Annotated in this window: 16 protein-coding genes; 4 read left to right on the top strand and 12 right to left on the bottom strand. The window is 62.6% G+C overall.

Annotated elements, in window-relative coordinates:
- Positions 1-4: 4 nt before the first annotated feature.
- The 11 genes from NKL06_RS07820 to NKL06_RS07770 form a co-directional block, all read right to left on the bottom strand.
- A complete protein-coding gene (locus NKL06_RS07820) occupies positions 5-1258 on the bottom strand; it encodes a sarcosine oxidase subunit beta family protein (protein WP_023692159.1) in 1254 nt (417 codons plus the stop codon).
- A 36-nt stretch (positions 1259-1294) separates the two neighbouring features.
- Complete coding sequence (gene glnT / locus NKL06_RS07815; protein WP_023668553.1) at positions 1295-2602, bottom strand: type III glutamate--ammonia ligase; 1308 nt, start codon at positions 2600-2602, stop codon at positions 1295-1297.
- A 30-nt stretch (positions 2603-2632) separates the two neighbouring features.
- Positions 2633-3961 carry an FMN-binding glutamate synthase family protein gene (locus NKL06_RS07810; RefSeq protein ID WP_023668552.1) on the bottom strand — a complete coding sequence of 443 codons (1329 nt, stop codon included), beginning with the start codon at positions 3959-3961 and terminating at the stop codon, positions 2633-2635.
- A gap of 6 nt (positions 3962-3967) precedes the next feature.
- A complete protein-coding gene (locus NKL06_RS07805; RefSeq protein ID WP_023692158.1) occupies positions 3968-4696 on the bottom strand; it encodes a GltB/FmdC/FwdC-like GXGXG domain-containing protein in 729 nt (242 codons plus the stop codon).
- A gap of 4 nt (positions 4697-4700) precedes the next feature.
- Positions 4701-5597, bottom strand: a complete 897-nt coding sequence (locus NKL06_RS07800; RefSeq protein WP_023692157.1) for a class II glutamine amidotransferase — start codon at positions 5595-5597, stop codon at positions 4701-4703.
- A gap of 83 nt (positions 5598-5680) precedes the next feature.
- Positions 5681-5998 carry a hypothetical protein gene (locus NKL06_RS07795; protein ID WP_023692156.1) on the bottom strand — a complete coding sequence of 106 codons (318 nt, stop codon included), beginning with the start codon at positions 5996-5998 and terminating at the stop codon, positions 5681-5683.
- The gene (locus NKL06_RS07790; RefSeq protein ID WP_023692155.1) at positions 5995-6684 is read right to left on the bottom strand and encodes a hypothetical protein; all 690 of its coding nucleotides are present in this window, start codon (positions 6682-6684) and stop codon (positions 5995-5997) included. Before NKL06_RS07790 ends, NKL06_RS07795 begins: the two co-directional genes overlap by 4 nt.
- Before the next feature lie 44 nt (positions 6685-6728).
- Positions 6729-8123 carry an APC family permease gene (locus NKL06_RS07785; RefSeq protein ID WP_023668547.1) on the bottom strand — a complete coding sequence of 465 codons (1395 nt, stop codon included), beginning with the start codon at positions 8121-8123 and terminating at the stop codon, positions 6729-6731.
- 14 nt (positions 8124-8137) lie between these two features.
- Positions 8138-8299 (bottom strand): hypothetical protein, encoded by a 162-nt coding sequence (locus NKL06_RS07780; protein ID WP_023692154.1) that lies wholly within the window; start codon positions 8297-8299, stop codon positions 8138-8140.
- A 27-nt stretch (positions 8300-8326) separates the two neighbouring features.
- Positions 8327-8704: a hypothetical protein gene (locus NKL06_RS07775; RefSeq protein WP_023668545.1), complete on the bottom strand. Its 378-nt coding sequence runs from the start codon at positions 8702-8704 to the stop codon at positions 8327-8329.
- A 28-nt stretch (positions 8705-8732) separates the two neighbouring features.
- On the bottom strand, positions 8733-9020 hold the full coding sequence (locus NKL06_RS07770; protein WP_023684429.1) for a hypothetical protein: 288 nt from the start codon (positions 9018-9020) through the stop codon (positions 8733-8735).
- Between the two features lie 286 nt (positions 9021-9306).
- On the opposite strand from NKL06_RS07770, the gene NKL06_RS07765 reads away from it, so the two are divergent.
- The 4 genes from NKL06_RS07765 to NKL06_RS07750 are packed head-to-tail and all read left to right on the top strand — an operon-like array spanning position 9307 to position 13090.
- On the top strand, positions 9307-10440 hold the full coding sequence (locus tag NKL06_RS07765; RefSeq protein ID WP_023692153.1) for an aminomethyl transferase family protein: 1134 nt from the start codon (positions 9307-9309) through the stop codon (positions 10438-10440).
- A gap of 41 nt (positions 10441-10481) precedes the next feature.
- Positions 10482-11078 carry a dimethylamine monooxygenase subunit DmmA family protein gene (locus NKL06_RS07760; protein WP_023692152.1) on the top strand — a complete coding sequence of 199 codons (597 nt, stop codon included), beginning with the start codon at positions 10482-10484 and terminating at the stop codon, positions 11076-11078.
- Positions 11075-12040, top strand: coding sequence for a PDR/VanB family oxidoreductase (locus tag NKL06_RS07755; protein WP_023692151.1), 966 nt, complete (start codon positions 11075-11077; stop codon positions 12038-12040). Before NKL06_RS07760 ends, NKL06_RS07755 begins: the two co-directional genes overlap by 4 nt.
- A gap of 9 nt (positions 12041-12049) precedes the next feature.
- Positions 12050-13090: a heme-dependent oxidative N-demethylase family protein gene (locus tag NKL06_RS07750; RefSeq protein WP_023692150.1), complete on the top strand. Its 1041-nt coding sequence runs from the start codon at positions 12050-12052 to the stop codon at positions 13088-13090.
- 122 nt (positions 13091-13212) lie between these two features.
- Here NKL06_RS07750 and NKL06_RS07745 read toward each other — a convergent pair whose 3' ends face one another.
- The gene (locus NKL06_RS07745; RefSeq protein ID WP_023692149.1) at positions 13213-13926 is read right to left on the bottom strand and encodes a helix-turn-helix domain-containing protein; all 714 of its coding nucleotides are present in this window, start codon (positions 13924-13926) and stop codon (positions 13213-13215) included.
- Positions 13927-14180 lie beyond the last annotated feature (254 nt).

Here is a 14180-nt window from a genome sequence, read left to right as displayed (position 1 = left end):
AGCCTCAGTGCAGGTTCGGTTGGGCGCCCTGGCCCTTTTCGTCGATCATGGCGCCAGTCCGGAAGCGGTCGAGGCGGAAACGAGCCGCCTCCTTGTGCGTTTCGTCACGCGCCAGCAGATGGGCAAAGACCAAGCCCGACCCCGGCGTCGCCTTGAAGCCGCCATAGCACCAGCCGGCATTGAGATAGAGTCCGTCGACCGGTGTCTTGTCGATGATCGGCGAGCCATCCATCGACATGTCCATGATGCCGCCCCACTGGCGCAGAAGCCGCACGCGGCCGATCATCGGGATCAGCGCCATGCCGCCCTCGCAGACATCCTCCATGACAGGCAGATTGCCGCGCTGGGCATAGGAATTGTAGCCGTCGATGTCGCCGCCGAAGACCAGCCCGCCCTTGTCTGACTGGCTGACATAGAAATGGCCGGCGCCGAAGGTCATGACGCCGGGAATGAGCGGCTTGATCGCCTCCGAGACGAAGGCTTGCAGCACATGGCTTTCGATCGGGAGGCGCAGGCCAGCCATTGCGGCGACGCGCGAGGAGGAACCCGCAACCGCCATGCCGACCTTGCCGGCGCCAATCTTGCCGCGCGAGGTCTCGACACCGGCCACCTTGCCGTTGCCATCCCGGACAAAGCCGGTGACCTCGCAGTTCTGGATAATGTCGACGCCGAGTTCGCTCGCCGCATGGGCATAGCCCCAGACCACCGCGTCGTGGCGCGCCGTACCGCCGCGGCGCTGCAGGAGGCCGCCCTGCACGGGAAAGCGCGCATGGTCGAAATTCAGGAACGGCAGCATCTTCTTCAGCGCCGCCTGGTCGAGCAGTTCGGCATCTATGCCATTGATGCGCATGGTGTTGCCGCGCCGCGCATAAGCGTCGCGCTGCGCATCGGAATGATAGAGGTTGAGGACGCCGCGCTGGCTGACCATGGCGTTATAGTTGAGGTCCTGCTCCATCCGCTCCCAAAGCTTCATCGAAAGCTCGTAGAAGCCGGTATTGCCGGGCAGGCCGTAATTGGAACGGATGATGGTGGTGTTGCGGCCGGCATTGCCGGAGCCGATCCAGCCCTTTTCCAGCACAGCGACGTTTCTGATGCCGAACTCGCTGGCGAGGAACCAGGCGGTGGCGAGCCCATGGCCGCCGCCGCCGATGATCACCACATCGTAGTGGTCCTTGGGCGCCGCATCGCGCCAGGTGCGCTGCCAGTTCTTGTGGCCGGAAAGGGCAGCACGGGCGAGCGAGAAGATCGAATATTTCATCAGGTCATTCCGAGGTCGCTCGCACCGCTAGGACGATTATATGTCCAGCGTGTGGTCGCGCTCCCATTGCGTGAAGTGCGAAGCATAGGAATTCCATTCCTGGTGCTTCAGCTTTAGGTAAGCCGACGAGAATTCCTCACCCAGCGCCGCCTTGAGCGATTTGTCCTTGTCGTATTCGCGAAGCGCGTCGAGCAGATTGAGCGGCAGCTTCGGCGCGCCTTTCACCGTGTGGCCGTTCTGGTACATGTCGATGTCGTAGCGCTTGCCGGGATCGGCCTTGGAGCGGATGCCGTCGAGACCGGCGGCAATGATGACGGCCTGCAGCAGATAAGGGTTTGCGGCGCCGTCCGGCAACCGCAGCTCGAAGCGGCCGGGGCCGGGCACGCGCACCATGTGGGTGCGGTTGTTTCCGGTCCAGGTCACCGTGTTCGGCGCCCAGGTGGCGCCCGAAATGGTGCGCGGCGCGTTGATGCGTTTGTAGGAGTTCACCGTCGGGTTGGTGATGGCGGCCAGCGCCGAGGCATGTTTCATGATGCCGCCGAGGAAATTCTTGCCCTTGGCCGACAGGCCGAGCTCCATCGCATTGTCGGCAAAGACGTTGACCTTGCCGGCCTTGTCCCACACCGAAATATGGGCGTGGCAGCCATTGCCGGTCAGGCCCTGGAAGGGCTTAGGCATGAAGGTCGCGCGCAGGCCGTGCTTTTCCGCCACCGACTTGACCATGAACTTGAAGAAGGAGTGCTTGTCGGCGGTGGCGAGCACATCGTCGAAGGCCCAGTTCATCTCGAACTGGCCGTTGGCGTCCTCATGGTCGTTCTGGTAGGGGCTCCAGCCCAGCGCCAGCATGTGGTCGCAAATCTCGGCGATGACATCGTAGCGGCGCATCACCGCTTGCTGGTCGTAGCAGGGTTTTGAAGCCGTGTCGTATTTGTCGGAGATGACGCTGCCGTCCGGCGAGATCAGGAAGAACTCTGCCTCGACGCCGGTCTTGACATGCATGCCGTCAGTGGCGGCTTCCGCGATCAGCCGGCGCAGCGTGTTGCGCGGCGCCTGCTCGACTTCCTTGTCGTCCATGATGCAGTTGGCGGCGACCCAGGCGACATCGGGCTTCCACGGCAGCTGGATCACCGAATCCGGATCCGGCACCGCCAGCATATCAGGATGCGCCGGCGTGAGGTCGAGCCAAGTGGCGAAACCGGCGAAGCCGGCGCCGTCCTTCTGCATGTCGGCGATCGCCTGCGCCGGCACCAGCTTGGCGCGCTGGCCGCCGAACAGGTCGGTGTAGGAAATCATGAAATATTTGACGCCGTTCTCTTTGGCGAATGCGGCGAGATCGTTCCCCATTATAGTTCCTCGCTTATTTTGATGTGTTTTTTAGAAGCCGTTTTTCCCCGGTATCCAGTTGGTGCCGGCCAGCGGCACGCCGGCCATGGCGGCGGCTTCGATGGTGAGGGCTACGAGATCCTCGGGCTCGAGATTGTGCAGGCTGTTCTTGCCGCAGGCACGCGCAATGGTCTGCGCCTCCAGCGTCATCACCTTGAGGTAGTTCGCGAGACGCCGTCCCGCGGCGACCGGATCAACCCGCTTCATCAGTTCGGGGTCCTGCGTGGTGATGCCCGCGGGGTCGCGGCCCTCGTGCCAGTCGTCATAGGCCCCGGCGGTGGTGCCGAGCGCATTGTACTCCGCTTCCCAGCGCGGATCGTTGTCGCCGAGCGCGACCAGCGCTGCCGTGCCGATCGACACCGCGTCCACGCCGAGCGCCAGCGCCTTGGCGACGTCGGCGCCATTGCGGATGCCGCCGGACACGATCAGCTGCACCTTGCGGTGCATGCCGAGATCCTGCAGCGCCTGCACCGCCGGCCTGATACAGGCAAGCGTCGGCTGGCCGACATTTTCGATGAACACTTCCTGCGTCGCCGCCGTGCCGCCCTGCATGCCGTCGACGACGACGACATCGGCGCCGGCCTTCACCGCAAGTGCAGTGTCATAATAGGGGCGGGCGCCGCCGACCTTGACGTAGATCGGCTTTTCCCAGTCGGTGATCTCGCGCAGCTCGAGGATCTTGATCTCGAGATCGTCCGGCCCGGTCCAGTCGGGATGGCGCGAGGCCGAACGCTGGTCGATGCCTTTCGGCAGCGTGCGCATTTCGGCGACGCGGTCGGAAATCTTTTGTCCCAACAGCATGCCGCCACCGCCGGGCTTGGCGCCCTGGCCGACGACCACTTCGATGGCGTCGGCGCGGCGCAAATCCCTGGGGTTCATGCCGTAGCGCGACGGCAGATATTGATAGACCAGTTGCTTGGAATGGCCGCGCTCTTCCTCGGTCATGCCGCCGTCGCCGGTGGTGGTCGACGTGCCTGAGAGTGTGGCGCCACGGCCGAGCGCTTCCTTGGCCGGGCCGGACAGCGACCCGAAGCTCATGCCGGCAACGGTGATCGGGATTTTCAGCTCGATCGGCTTCTTGGCATAGCGCGAGCCCAGCACCACCGACGTGTCGCACCGCTCGCGATAGCCTTCCAGCGGATAGCGCGAGATCGAGGCGCCGAGGAACAGCAGATCGTCGAAATGCGGCAGCTTGCGCTTGGCCCCGGCGCCCCTGATGTCATAGATGCCGGTCGCCGCGGCGCGGCGGATTTCGGAAAGCGTGTAGTCGTCGAAGGTCGCGGATTTGCGCGGCGTCGTCGGCGGGTTCTTGTAGGTCATGCTGCCTCAATACGCGTCGGCGTTGTCGATATTGAAATTGTAGAGCGTGCGCGCCGAGCCGTAGCGCTTGAATTCCGACGGCTTGACGCCGGTGACGCCGGCGCGGTCGAGCAGTGCCTGCAGCAGTTCGATATGCTCGGGCCGCATCTCCTTGGCGATGCAGTCGGCGCCCAGGCTTTCGACCTTGCCGCGCACGAACAGCCGCGCTTCGTAGATGGAATCGCCAAGTGCGTCGCCGGCATCGCCCAGCACCACCAGATTGCCGGACTGCGCCATGAAGGCCGACATGTGGCCGATATTGCCGTGCACGACGATGTCGATGCCCTTCATCGAGATGCCGCAGCGCGACGAGGCGTTGCCCTCGATGACGAGCAGCCCGCCCTTGCCGGTGGCGCCGGCATACTGGCTGGCGTCGCCCTTGATGACGATCGAGCCCGACATCATGTTTTCGCCGACGCCAGGTCCGGCCGAGCCGTGCACGGTGATGGCAGCGCCGTCATTCATCCCGGCGCAGTAGTAGCCGACGCTGCCGCGCACATCGATGCTGACAGGCTGGTCGACGCCGACCGCAACCGAATGGCTGCCCTTCGGGTGCAGCACTTCCCACGCCGTTTCGTTGGAGCCGGGCGTCAGATTGTGAAGCGCCTGGTTGAGCTCGCGCAGCGACGACACATCAAGATCGAAGACCCGGGACGCCTGGTCTTGCGCCGCCTTCGAAAGTTTGGTTGCCGGCATGGGCTCAATGCTCCCAGAAATAGACGGTTGCGGGTTCCGGCTCCCAGACCCTCGCATTGTCTATGCCGGGCAGCTTGGTCAGCGCCCGATATTCCGAGCCAAAGGCGACATACTGGTCGGTCTCGGCCATGACGGCGGGCTTGCAGGCGATCGGATCGCGCACCACGCCGAAACCGTTCTTGGTGCCGACGACGAAGGTGAAGAAGCCGTCGAGGTCGGACAGCGTGCCTTCCAGCGCCTCGCCGAGGTTCTTGCCATGCGCCATCTGCGAGGAGAGATAGGCGGCGGCGACCTCGGTGTCGTTCTCGGTCTCGAATTTCATGCCCTCCCGCACCAGCTCACGCCGCACATTGTTGTGGTTGGACAGCGAGCCATTGTGCACCAGGCACTGGTCGGCGCCGGTCGAGAACGGATGCGCGCCCATAGTGGTGACGGCCGATTCCGTCGCCATGCGGGTATGGCCGATGCCATGCGTGCCGGTCATCGAGCGGACGTCGAAGCGGTCGACGACCGCTTCCGGCAGACCGACTTCCTTGTAGATTTCCACCGCTTCGCCGGCGCCCATGATGCGCACGTCGGGGCGGATTGACTGCAGCGCTTCGCGCGCGGCATCGACCTTGTCGGGCGCGGTTCTCAACACTGCATGGGTGGCCTTCACCGCTATGCTCACCGGCGCGCCGATGGCCTTCGCGAGTTCGGCGTCGAGGCCGCGGAAATCGCGCTCGGGCTTCGCGGACTGGATGGTGATCTTGGCTTCATTCCTGGAAGGCGCGCCATAGATGGCAATGCCGGCGCTGTCGGGGCCGCGATCGCTGAGCGATATCAGCATCTGCGACAGCATCGAGCCGAGCTGCGGCTCAAGCGACTTGTCTTTCAGAAAAAGTCCGACGATTCCACACATGTCAGCCTCCCGGCGTTACCACTAGACGATGATGTATCGAATGCGTCGTGCGAATTCAATCATATGAAAAAATATTCCTGTAGTTACGTATGCGGTTCGATGCCGCTTGGTGCACTATCGCTGCCGTCGCGGGCGCTGTGAACCCATGTAGCTGTGCGGATGCGGGCGATTTTGTAGGCGTCGAGGATCGACAGCGCATAGATCAGGAAGCCGCCGGCGTGGCGGCCGATGAAGCTGGCATCGGCCGGCGCGATCTTGGCCGTCACCCAGGCGAGGATCACCATGAAGAACAGGAATTGCAGGCCGCGCACAGGCACGCCCAGAATGACGTGGCCGCTGGCCGGCAAGACGATCGCGGCGCCGAGCACGAGATAGGGATTTGTCGGTGCGGATGCACTCATGCCACCTGCCTCTCCTGTCTGTTGATGGCATCGCGCAGCGTCGAAGCCGAGGTGAGCAACCTTTCGACCAGCGCCGGATCGAGCCTTGTGGCGCCGAATGCTGCCTGGCGGAATACGCCATAGCGGGCACGCTCGGCCTCGGCCAGCAGCCAGACGATGCGCAGGCCGTTTGGCGTGATCAAAAGTTCCTTGGCGCGGCCTTCGGCAAAGATGTCGAGATGGCTGGCGATCAGATTCTGCGGAAAGCGCGCCGCCCTGAGGTCGGTTCGCAGCACCGCTTCGGCCGGGAAGCCGGGTGCCTTCGGCAGTGTATGCTGGAGGTGGTCGAAATTGGAAAAGGTCGTCGGCGAGCCCGGCCGCATCATCATGTCGAAGGTCGCCGGCACCGCAACCGGCTCTGCGATGGTGACACTCAACCATCGCGCCGGCAGCTTTCGCGTTGCCAGCGTGTCGACGATGGTGCGCAGCTGCACGCGCTGTCCGTTCCACGAACCCGCCCAGGTGACAACGCCGGCTGTGCCATCGGAGACATCAACGGCATCTGTGATGACGGTCCGGATGCTGGCTGCCTCGGCTGCAAGATCAGCCTTGGCCTTTTTGCGGCTGGCGCGCGCATGCCAGGCAAGGTGCAGGACGAGAGCCAAGGCGATCGCCCCGGCCAGCAATGCTGTCGTCACGTCAGACACCTCGTCACGCGCCATGCCCGCCCAAACCGGCAGGCCCTCTCCTGTCAATAGCCCTGCGGCTTCGGCCACGGCATGGTGAACTGGTCGCCGCGACGCACATAGCGGTACCGGTAGAAGTGGAACCACAGCGAGATCAGGAAGTAGAAGGCGACCATGGCGATCAGCTGCGTGCCGTAGCCGAGGAAGATCGCAAAGAAGGTCACCACGCAGAGGCAAAACAGCACGATCGCCGGGATCGGGTGGAACGGGTGCGTATAACCGCGGCGGATCGTGCCCAGCGGCCACTTTTTGCGGAACATCATGATGTTGATGCTCATGAAGGTGTATTGCAGCACGCCCGACAGGATCGAGAAGGTGATCGCCTGGTTGAGGTCGGCTATGAAGGCGAAGGCGAGCGCGATCGGCAACAGGAACAGGATCGAGCGATAGGGCGTGCGGTATTTCGGGTGCACGGCCGAGAACCATGTCGGCAGATAGCGGTCGCGTCCAAGCGAGAACCACGCGCGGGCCGCATCGTTGATACAGCCATTGGCCGACGCCAGTGCCGCGAGCAGCGTGGCGACGAACAACAGGTTTTCCAGCAGCGGGCTGCCGGTCAGCTTGCCGGCGTCCCACAAGGGATAATAGGTGATACCGAGGTACTCCCAGGGCATCAGCGAGGCGCAGACATACCAGGTCATGGCGGCGGCGATCAAAAGCGTGATCATGCCGGCCATGGTGCCGTAAGGCAGCGAACGCGCCGGGGAGCGCACTTCCTCGGCGGCCTGCGTGGTGCCTTCGATGCCGAGATAGTACCAGATGCCGAACTGGAAGGCCGCGATGACGCCGATCCAACCATAGGGCAGCGCATTGCCGGGGGTGACCAGCTCGTTGAGCTTCAGCACAGCACCCTGCGTCCAGGGGCTGACCGAGAAGAACAGGATAACGATCGAGACATAGGCTATCGCCGTGATGACGAAGTTGACGTTGAGCGTCATCAGCACGCCGCGATAGTTCAGCCATGCCAGCACGACGATGGTGGCGGCAATGAAGGAGTTGTGGGTGAGCCCTTCGACGCCGGCCTTGGCGACGATGGTGTCGCCGAGCAGGATGGCGTCCGAAACCTCCAGCATGGTGTAGGCAAAGACCAGGAACAGCGCGACGTTGAAGGCCATCAGCGGCCCGACAATGTGCTTAGCCTGCGCGTATTGGCCGCCGGCGGCGGCAACCGTCGATGTCACCTCGGAGTCGATCATGGCGACCGAAGTGTACAAGAGCCCGACCACCCAGCAGACGATCAGCGCCGCCAGTGCGCCGCCCTTGTCGGCCGAGAAATTCCAGCCGGTGAATTCGCCGACCAGCACGATGCCGACGCCAAGCGCCCAGACATGGGCGGGGCCGAGCACGCGTAGCAGTGAAACTCTGTCGCCGTGTATTGCCGGTTCAAGCGTGATCGTCATTGTTCAATCCCCACTCAGATCCGGTGTTTTTCGGAAGCGGCTTCAAGCTCGCCTTCGCGCGAGGAAGTCAGCACCTCCTCGGGATAGGTCGTGTCGATCTTGAACCAGTCGTAGAGCATCCACAGCGCAAGCACGACCGAGATGCCCCACGATGCGTAAGAGAGTGCGACCCACATGAGCGTGCTTCCCCAAAATCTCTGGCGTTACTTGTCGTCGAACTTTTCGTTGATGACGTCGCGATATTCGCGGTCGGAGGCGCGGAACAGGAAGACGAAATAGCCGATCAGCACCGCCGCCATGATGATCAGCGTCGGCCAGTCGATGATGTAGTGGAAGCGGTTCTGGATGATGTCGTGCGCGGTCTCCGGCGTATAGCCGAGCTTTTCCCAGATCGAGGCCATGGTCGGGTTCTGTCCCAACGCTTCCCAGGTCTTGGCATCGAGCGCGTCGATGGATTTCGCCGCACCCGCCAGGCCGAGTTTCAATGGCAGCCACAGCGCCACGAAAATGGCGACCACGACGACCACGATATCGAAAATCTGCCCGGCCTTGCCTTGTTCCGGCGGCGTGTAGCGCGACATGTCTTCTACCCCTCAGGACGTTCTATTTTCAGGACTTGCGGCTGCGGGCCGCGTCGGCGTTCTTGATGTCGAGACCGTAGATGAAGTCCTTGTCTTCCTTGTAGTGATTGACCATCGCCAGGATGGCGGCCGTGTTGAAGATCAGCACGGCGGCCGCCGCGATCGCGACGACGATCTTGATCCCGGTGTCCGGGATGTAGGGCCATGTCATGACGAGCACGAAGAGGATCGTCGCCCAAAGGCAGATGATCAGGAGCGCGGATCCGCGCAGGTCGGAACGGTACAGCGCTTCGATGCGCTGCTGCAGGTCTGACATCGGTTTTCCCCTTTTTCCAGCGCCCGACCCCGAATTGGCCGCCTGCTGCCCTCTTTCAACAGAGTGAAATTTTTTTCATAAATTCGGGCCGAATCCAGCAATTGTCAAGCCGATTTTACGATGGGTTAACCGTTTGTCCCCAGCCGCGAATTTTGCCTGACAATGAAATTATTTGCTTGCGGGTATTGCGGCATCAGGACGTTTGCGATCAATATTCGACCAAATGCTCCCGCCTCCGCGCAGGGAGCCGGGAACACAATAGAATTTTCGAACGGAGGATTTGCGGATGACGGCATCCTGGAGATTTTCGACCCTGGCGGATCGCCATCGCGCGTTAGGCTCGAAGCTCGAAGACTGGAGCGGCATGGGCACCGCCTGGACCTACGACAAGGACGCCGACGAGGAATACACCGCCATCCGCACCAGGGCCGGGCTGATGGATGTGTCGGGCCTGAAGAAGGTTCACATCACCGGGCCGCACGCCTCACACCTCATAGACCTGGCAACGACGCGCGACGTGGAGAAGATCTATCCCGGCAAGTCGGCCTATGCCTGCATGCTGAACGAGGCCGGCAAATTCACCGACGACTGCATCCTCTACCGCACCGGGCCGAACGCCTGGATGGTGGTGCACGGCTCCGGCACCGGCCATGAGGAATTGCAGCGCGCTTCCGTCGGCCGCGACGTATCGCTGCGCTTCGACGACAATCTGCACGATCTGTCGCTGCAGGGCCCGACCGCGGTCGACTATCTCTCAAAGCATGTGCCGGGCATTCGCGACCTCAACTATTTCCATCATATGCAGACGCAGCTGTTCGGCCTTCCCGTCATGATCTCGCGCACCGGCTATACCGGCGAGCGCGGCTACGAGATATTCTGCCGCGGTCAGGACGCCGGCACGATCTGGGACAGGATCCTCGACGAGGGCAAGAGCGCCGGCATCATTCCGTGCCGCTTCACCACGCTCGATATGCTGCGCGTCGAAAGTTATTTGCTGTTTTATCCCTATGACAACTCGCAGAAATATCCGTTCGAGAACGAAGGCCCCGGCGACACGCTGTGGGAGCTCGGCCTCGACTTCACCGTCAGTCCCGGCAAGACCGGCTTTCGTGGCGCCGAAGAGCATTACCGCCTCAAGGGCAAGGAGCGCTTCAAGATCTACGGCGTGCTGCTCGACGGCAAGCAACCCGCGGATGAGGGCGCGCCGGTCTATCGCGACGGCAAAAAGGTCGGCGTGGTCACCTGCGCCATGTATTCGCCGCTGGTCGAGAAATCGATGGGAATCGCCCGCCTCGACGTCGACTGCGCGGTCAAGGACACCAGGCTCGAGATCCGCAACAAGAGCGGTTCGATCAGGGCGACGGCGCAGCCTCTGCCCTTCGACGATCCCAAAAAAACCAAGCGCACGGCGAAAGGCTGAGGCACAATCGACAGCGAGGGTTTCGAGGTACGAAGTAGAGAATGGCAGCCAAAACGATCATCAGCCGGCCCATTTACGGAACCCTGTCCCCGCAGCCCGGCAAGCATCATCTTTTCGTGGCGGATGCGGAAGGCGCGCTGGCGATCGTCGATATGGCAAGGACGTCGCCCCCCGGCTTCTTCGACGGCGCCGAAATCGACTTCATTCCCGGGGCCGACGGCAAGCACGTTGCCGCTCTTGAGGCACTGAAGTCCGCGCAGTTTCATGTCGCGCCAACCTTCGCCAGCCTGCTGCCCCGGCTGAAGCAGACGCTTGCCAACGCGCATATGGGCCTGCGCCTCTATCTCGCCGGCACCGAAGGGCTGATCGGCCAGGCAATGCAGATGGCGCTCGAAGCCGGCATCGATCATACCTCCATGCAGACCGAGCATCGCGGCTCATTGGCGCGGCGCATGCAGTGCGTGCATTGCAAAGGCATCACCGAAAATGTGACGACGCAGCCGGCCACCTGCGCGCATTGCGGCCTGCTGCTTCTGGTGCGCGATCATTATTCGCGACGGCTGGCAGCATTCCAGGGCGTCTGCATAAATGCCGAGGATCGCTCGGAGATTCCTCCCATCGAGGAGGTCTTCCCATGAGCACCGGCACCACCAAGCTCGATGTCGTCGTCAGCGACGTCGTCCCGGTCAACGAACTGGTGACGCGCTTCCATTTCCGCCGCCGTGACGGTGAGCTTTTGCCGACCTTTTCCGGCGGCGCCCATGTCGTGGTCGAGATGCGCGATGGCGACCGCACAAGGCTCAATCCCTATTCGCTGATGGGATCGCCGCTCGACACCCGCGAATACACCATCTCGGTGCGCCGCGACGATGTCGGCCGCGGCGGCTCGTTGTTCATGCACCGGAGCGTCAACCCCGGCCTGGAGATGGTGGTCAGCTGCCCCGTCAATCTGTTCTCGCTCGACCTCAGGGCCAAGAAGCATCTGATGCTTGCCGGCGGCATCGGTATCACGCCGTTCATGGCGCAGACCGCGCAGCTCGCCGGGTCCGGCGGCAATTTCGAGCTGCACTACACCTGCCGCACCGCCTCGCTCGGCACCTATGCCGATGTGCTGCAGGAGCGCTATGGCCGTCGCGTCCGGCTCTATCACGACGACCGCGACGAGCGCATCGAACTCGACCGTCTCTTGTCCTCGCAGCCGCTCGGCACCCATCTCTATGTCTGCGGCCCGACCGGCATGATCAACTGGGTGCGCGAGCGCGCTGCGGCTCTCGGCTGGCCGGCGGAGACCGTGCACTACGAGCATTTCGCGGCACCCCAGCCCGGCCTGCCGTTCGACGTCACACTTGCCGTCAGCGGCAAGACCATCCGCGTCGGCGAGCAGCAGAGCCTGCTCGAAGCGATCGAGGCCGCCGGCGTCGATCCGCCCTATCTCTGCCGCGGCGGTGTCTGCGGCCAGTGCGAGACCAACGTCATCTCGCATGACGGCAAGTTCATCCACAACGACCACTGGCTGAGTGAGGAAGACCACCGTTCCGGCTGCAAGATCATGCCGTGCGTGTCGCGCTTCGAAGGCAAGTCGCTGGTCCTGGAAAGATAGGAGGCGAGCTTGGGCATCACCTTTCGCAAGGAAACGTTTCGCGACGATTTCACCTTCAACAACAGCCCGGAGCACATCAGGCGGTTTCCGTTTCCGTTCCACGAAGACAGCTACATGTACGCGGTCAACATCGAGCCGCATGTCGTCGGTCCCAAGGGCAGCGTGCTGGAAAACCTGATAGACGTCGACGAGCACTATGTCGCCGAGATGCAGGACCGCGCTTTGGTGCTGGCCGAGGATCCGCTGCGCTGCCAGTCGCTGCCGCATATGACGCTGGCCGGCTGGGACCTGCTCGAACTTTTGATGGAGCAACAGGCACTTGGCTATCCCGAGCATTTCACCCTGACTCGCGACGGCGACCGCTGGCGCTGGATCAACCGACCGCTCGGCATCGACGACACCTTCACCTTCGGCGACACCTCGACACTGCCTTACGGGCCGATGGAGTACATCACCCGCCAGAGCCAGGGCGATTTCTGCATCCTCGATCAGCGCGACGGCAATCTGTGGATGGACGCCGGCATGGTCACCACCCAGGCCGACTGGTCGCTCGATTTCGACATCGGCATGAATTTCTTCGAATGGCACGCGCCGGTGCCGCTGGCGCATGAGAAGGGGATTTTCGTCAGGGCGCTGAAGTTCCTCACCAACATCCAGCAGGGCAAGCCGGCGCGGCGTCTCAACTGGACGATGACCATCAACCCGCGCCTCGACACCAGCCCGGAGAATTACCACAAATGGGGCCCGGACCGCGCGACGGTGACGCCCGAAAATGTCGGCGACAAGGTGCATCTGCGCGTCGAACTGCAAAGCTTCTGGCGGCTGCCGCGCTCGAACGGCATCGTCTTCCCGATCCGCTGCTATCTCATCAAGATGGACGAACTGGTGACACAGCCGAAATGGGCAAGACGACTGCACCGGGTGATCCGGGATTTGCCGGAAGAGCTGGCCACCTACAAGGGCCTGACGCGGTATCGGCCGACATTGGTGGAATGGCTGTCGAAGCTGGATGATGGCAGTGCGACGTCACCGGGGTTCGGGCCGGACTAAAGGCCCCCTCATCCGGCCGCTGCGCGGCCACCTTCTCCCCGAGCGGAGAAGAGATCGCCAGCGCTGACGCCAGACTCCTCTCCCCTCGGGGCAATCCGGGTGAGGGGGCTGCGGCGGTCCGATTACCCAGCGCTATTCTGCGGATAGCAAATGATCGACAAATACCGCATCGGCAGTTTTGTCAGCTGCTCCGGCCCATGCGGCGCATCGGCGTCGAAGAACAGGCTGTCGCCCGGCTTCATCGGATAGAGGTTGCTGCCGTGCCGGTACACCACCTCGCCCTCCAGCATGTAGAGGAATTCCATGCCCTCATGCTGGAAGGTCGGGAACACATCCGAATCCTCGGTCAGTGTGATCAGATAGGGTTCGACGACGACGCCGCTGGTGTTGGAGCCGATATGGCCGAGCAGATTGTATTGATGGCCGGCGCGGGTGCCGCGGCGTTCGACATCTAGCCCTTCGCCGGCCTTGACGAAGACGGCGCTGCGCTCTTCCTCGAATCGCCGGAAGAAGGCGGTGACGGGAACGCCGAGCGCCCTCGACAGCGCCTGCAGTGTGGTCAGCGACGGCGAGGTGATGCCGTTCTCGATCTTCGACAGCATGCCCAGCGAAATATCGGTGGCGACGGCGAGATCGGCAACGGTGATGCCGAGCTTCTTGCGGAAGGCGCGCACCTCGCGCCCGATCGCCACCTCCAGCACTTTTTCGCGCGTGTCGCGAATGGCGTGCGGATTCTGCGTCAGCGGCGCGCGGATGGTTTTTCCGTCCACGGAGGCCTTTGCCGGTGGCTTTGCCCTTGTCGAAGCAGTCTTGGAGTCGGAACTTGTTTTCGCCATCTCGCCCCCGAATCCCCATGATTATTTCACTCCAGGTGAACATATTCGGTGCCGATACAGAAACGCAACCGCGCAGCAAGCCCGTTAAGTCGAATGGTGTCCGAACAGGATTTACGCCGTCATCCGTTTTTCCGGAAATCCGCTGGGGCGAAACGCGGTTTCTCCACAAGGCCTGTTGACAGCATCCAAGAGGCAATTACTGTCCTGTGAGTGAAATTTGTTTCGTAAGAGCAATTCCAAAAATCGAATGATAC

Origin of the sequence: Mesorhizobium sp. C268A (assembly GCF_040324475.1) — a bacterium.
Classification (GTDB): Bacteria; Pseudomonadota; Alphaproteobacteria; order Rhizobiales; family Rhizobiaceae; genus Mesorhizobium.
This window is presented reverse-complemented; position numbering and strand designations above follow the sequence as displayed.

Excerpts from the sequence above, each read along its gene's own strand:
- glnT (WP_023668553.1), bottom strand. The coding sequence starts at position 2,602 with ATGGGGAACGATCTCGCCGCATTCGCCAAAGAGAACGGCGTCAAATAT.
- NKL06_RS07795 (WP_023692156.1), bottom strand. The coding sequence starts at position 5,998 with ATGAGTGCATCCGCACCGACAAATCCCTATCTCGTGCTCGGCGCCGCG.
- NKL06_RS07805 (WP_023692158.1), bottom strand. The coding sequence starts at position 4,696 with ATGCCGGCAACCAAACTTTCGAAGGCGGCGCAAGACCAGGCGTCCCGG.
- NKL06_RS07775 (WP_023668545.1), bottom strand. The coding sequence starts at position 8,704 with ATGTCGCGCTACACGCCGCCGGAACAAGGCAAGGCCGGGCAGATTTTC.
- NKL06_RS07785 (WP_023668547.1), bottom strand. The coding sequence starts at position 8,123 with ATGACGATCACGCTTGAACCGGCAATACACGGCGACAGAGTTTCACTG.
- NKL06_RS07745 (WP_023692149.1), bottom strand. The coding sequence starts at position 13,926 with ATGGCGAAAACAAGTTCCGACTCCAAGACTGCTTCGACAAGGGCAAAG.
- NKL06_RS07760 (WP_023692152.1), top strand. The coding sequence starts at position 10,482 with ATGGCAGCCAAAACGATCATCAGCCGGCCCATTTACGGAACCCTGTCC.
- NKL06_RS07780 (WP_023692154.1), bottom strand. The coding sequence starts at position 8,299 with ATGTGGGTCGCACTCTCTTACGCATCGTGGGGCATCTCGGTCGTGCTT.
- NKL06_RS07755 (WP_023692151.1), top strand. The coding sequence starts at position 11,075 with ATGAGCACCGGCACCACCAAGCTCGATGTCGTCGTCAGCGACGTCGTC.
- NKL06_RS07810 (WP_023668552.1), bottom strand. The coding sequence starts at position 3,961 with ATGACCTACAAGAACCCGCCGACGACGCCGCGCAAATCCGCGACCTTC.
- NKL06_RS07765 (WP_023692153.1), top strand. The coding sequence starts at position 9,307 with ATGACGGCATCCTGGAGATTTTCGACCCTGGCGGATCGCCATCGCGCG.
- NKL06_RS07820 (WP_023692159.1), bottom strand. The coding sequence starts at position 1,258 with ATGAAATATTCGATCTTCTCGCTCGCCCGTGCTGCCCTTTCCGGCCAC.
- NKL06_RS07800 (WP_023692157.1), bottom strand. The coding sequence starts at position 5,597 with ATGTGTGGAATCGTCGGACTTTTTCTGAAAGACAAGTCGCTTGAGCCG.
- NKL06_RS07770 (WP_023684429.1), bottom strand. The coding sequence starts at position 9,020 with ATGTCAGACCTGCAGCAGCGCATCGAAGCGCTGTACCGTTCCGACCTG.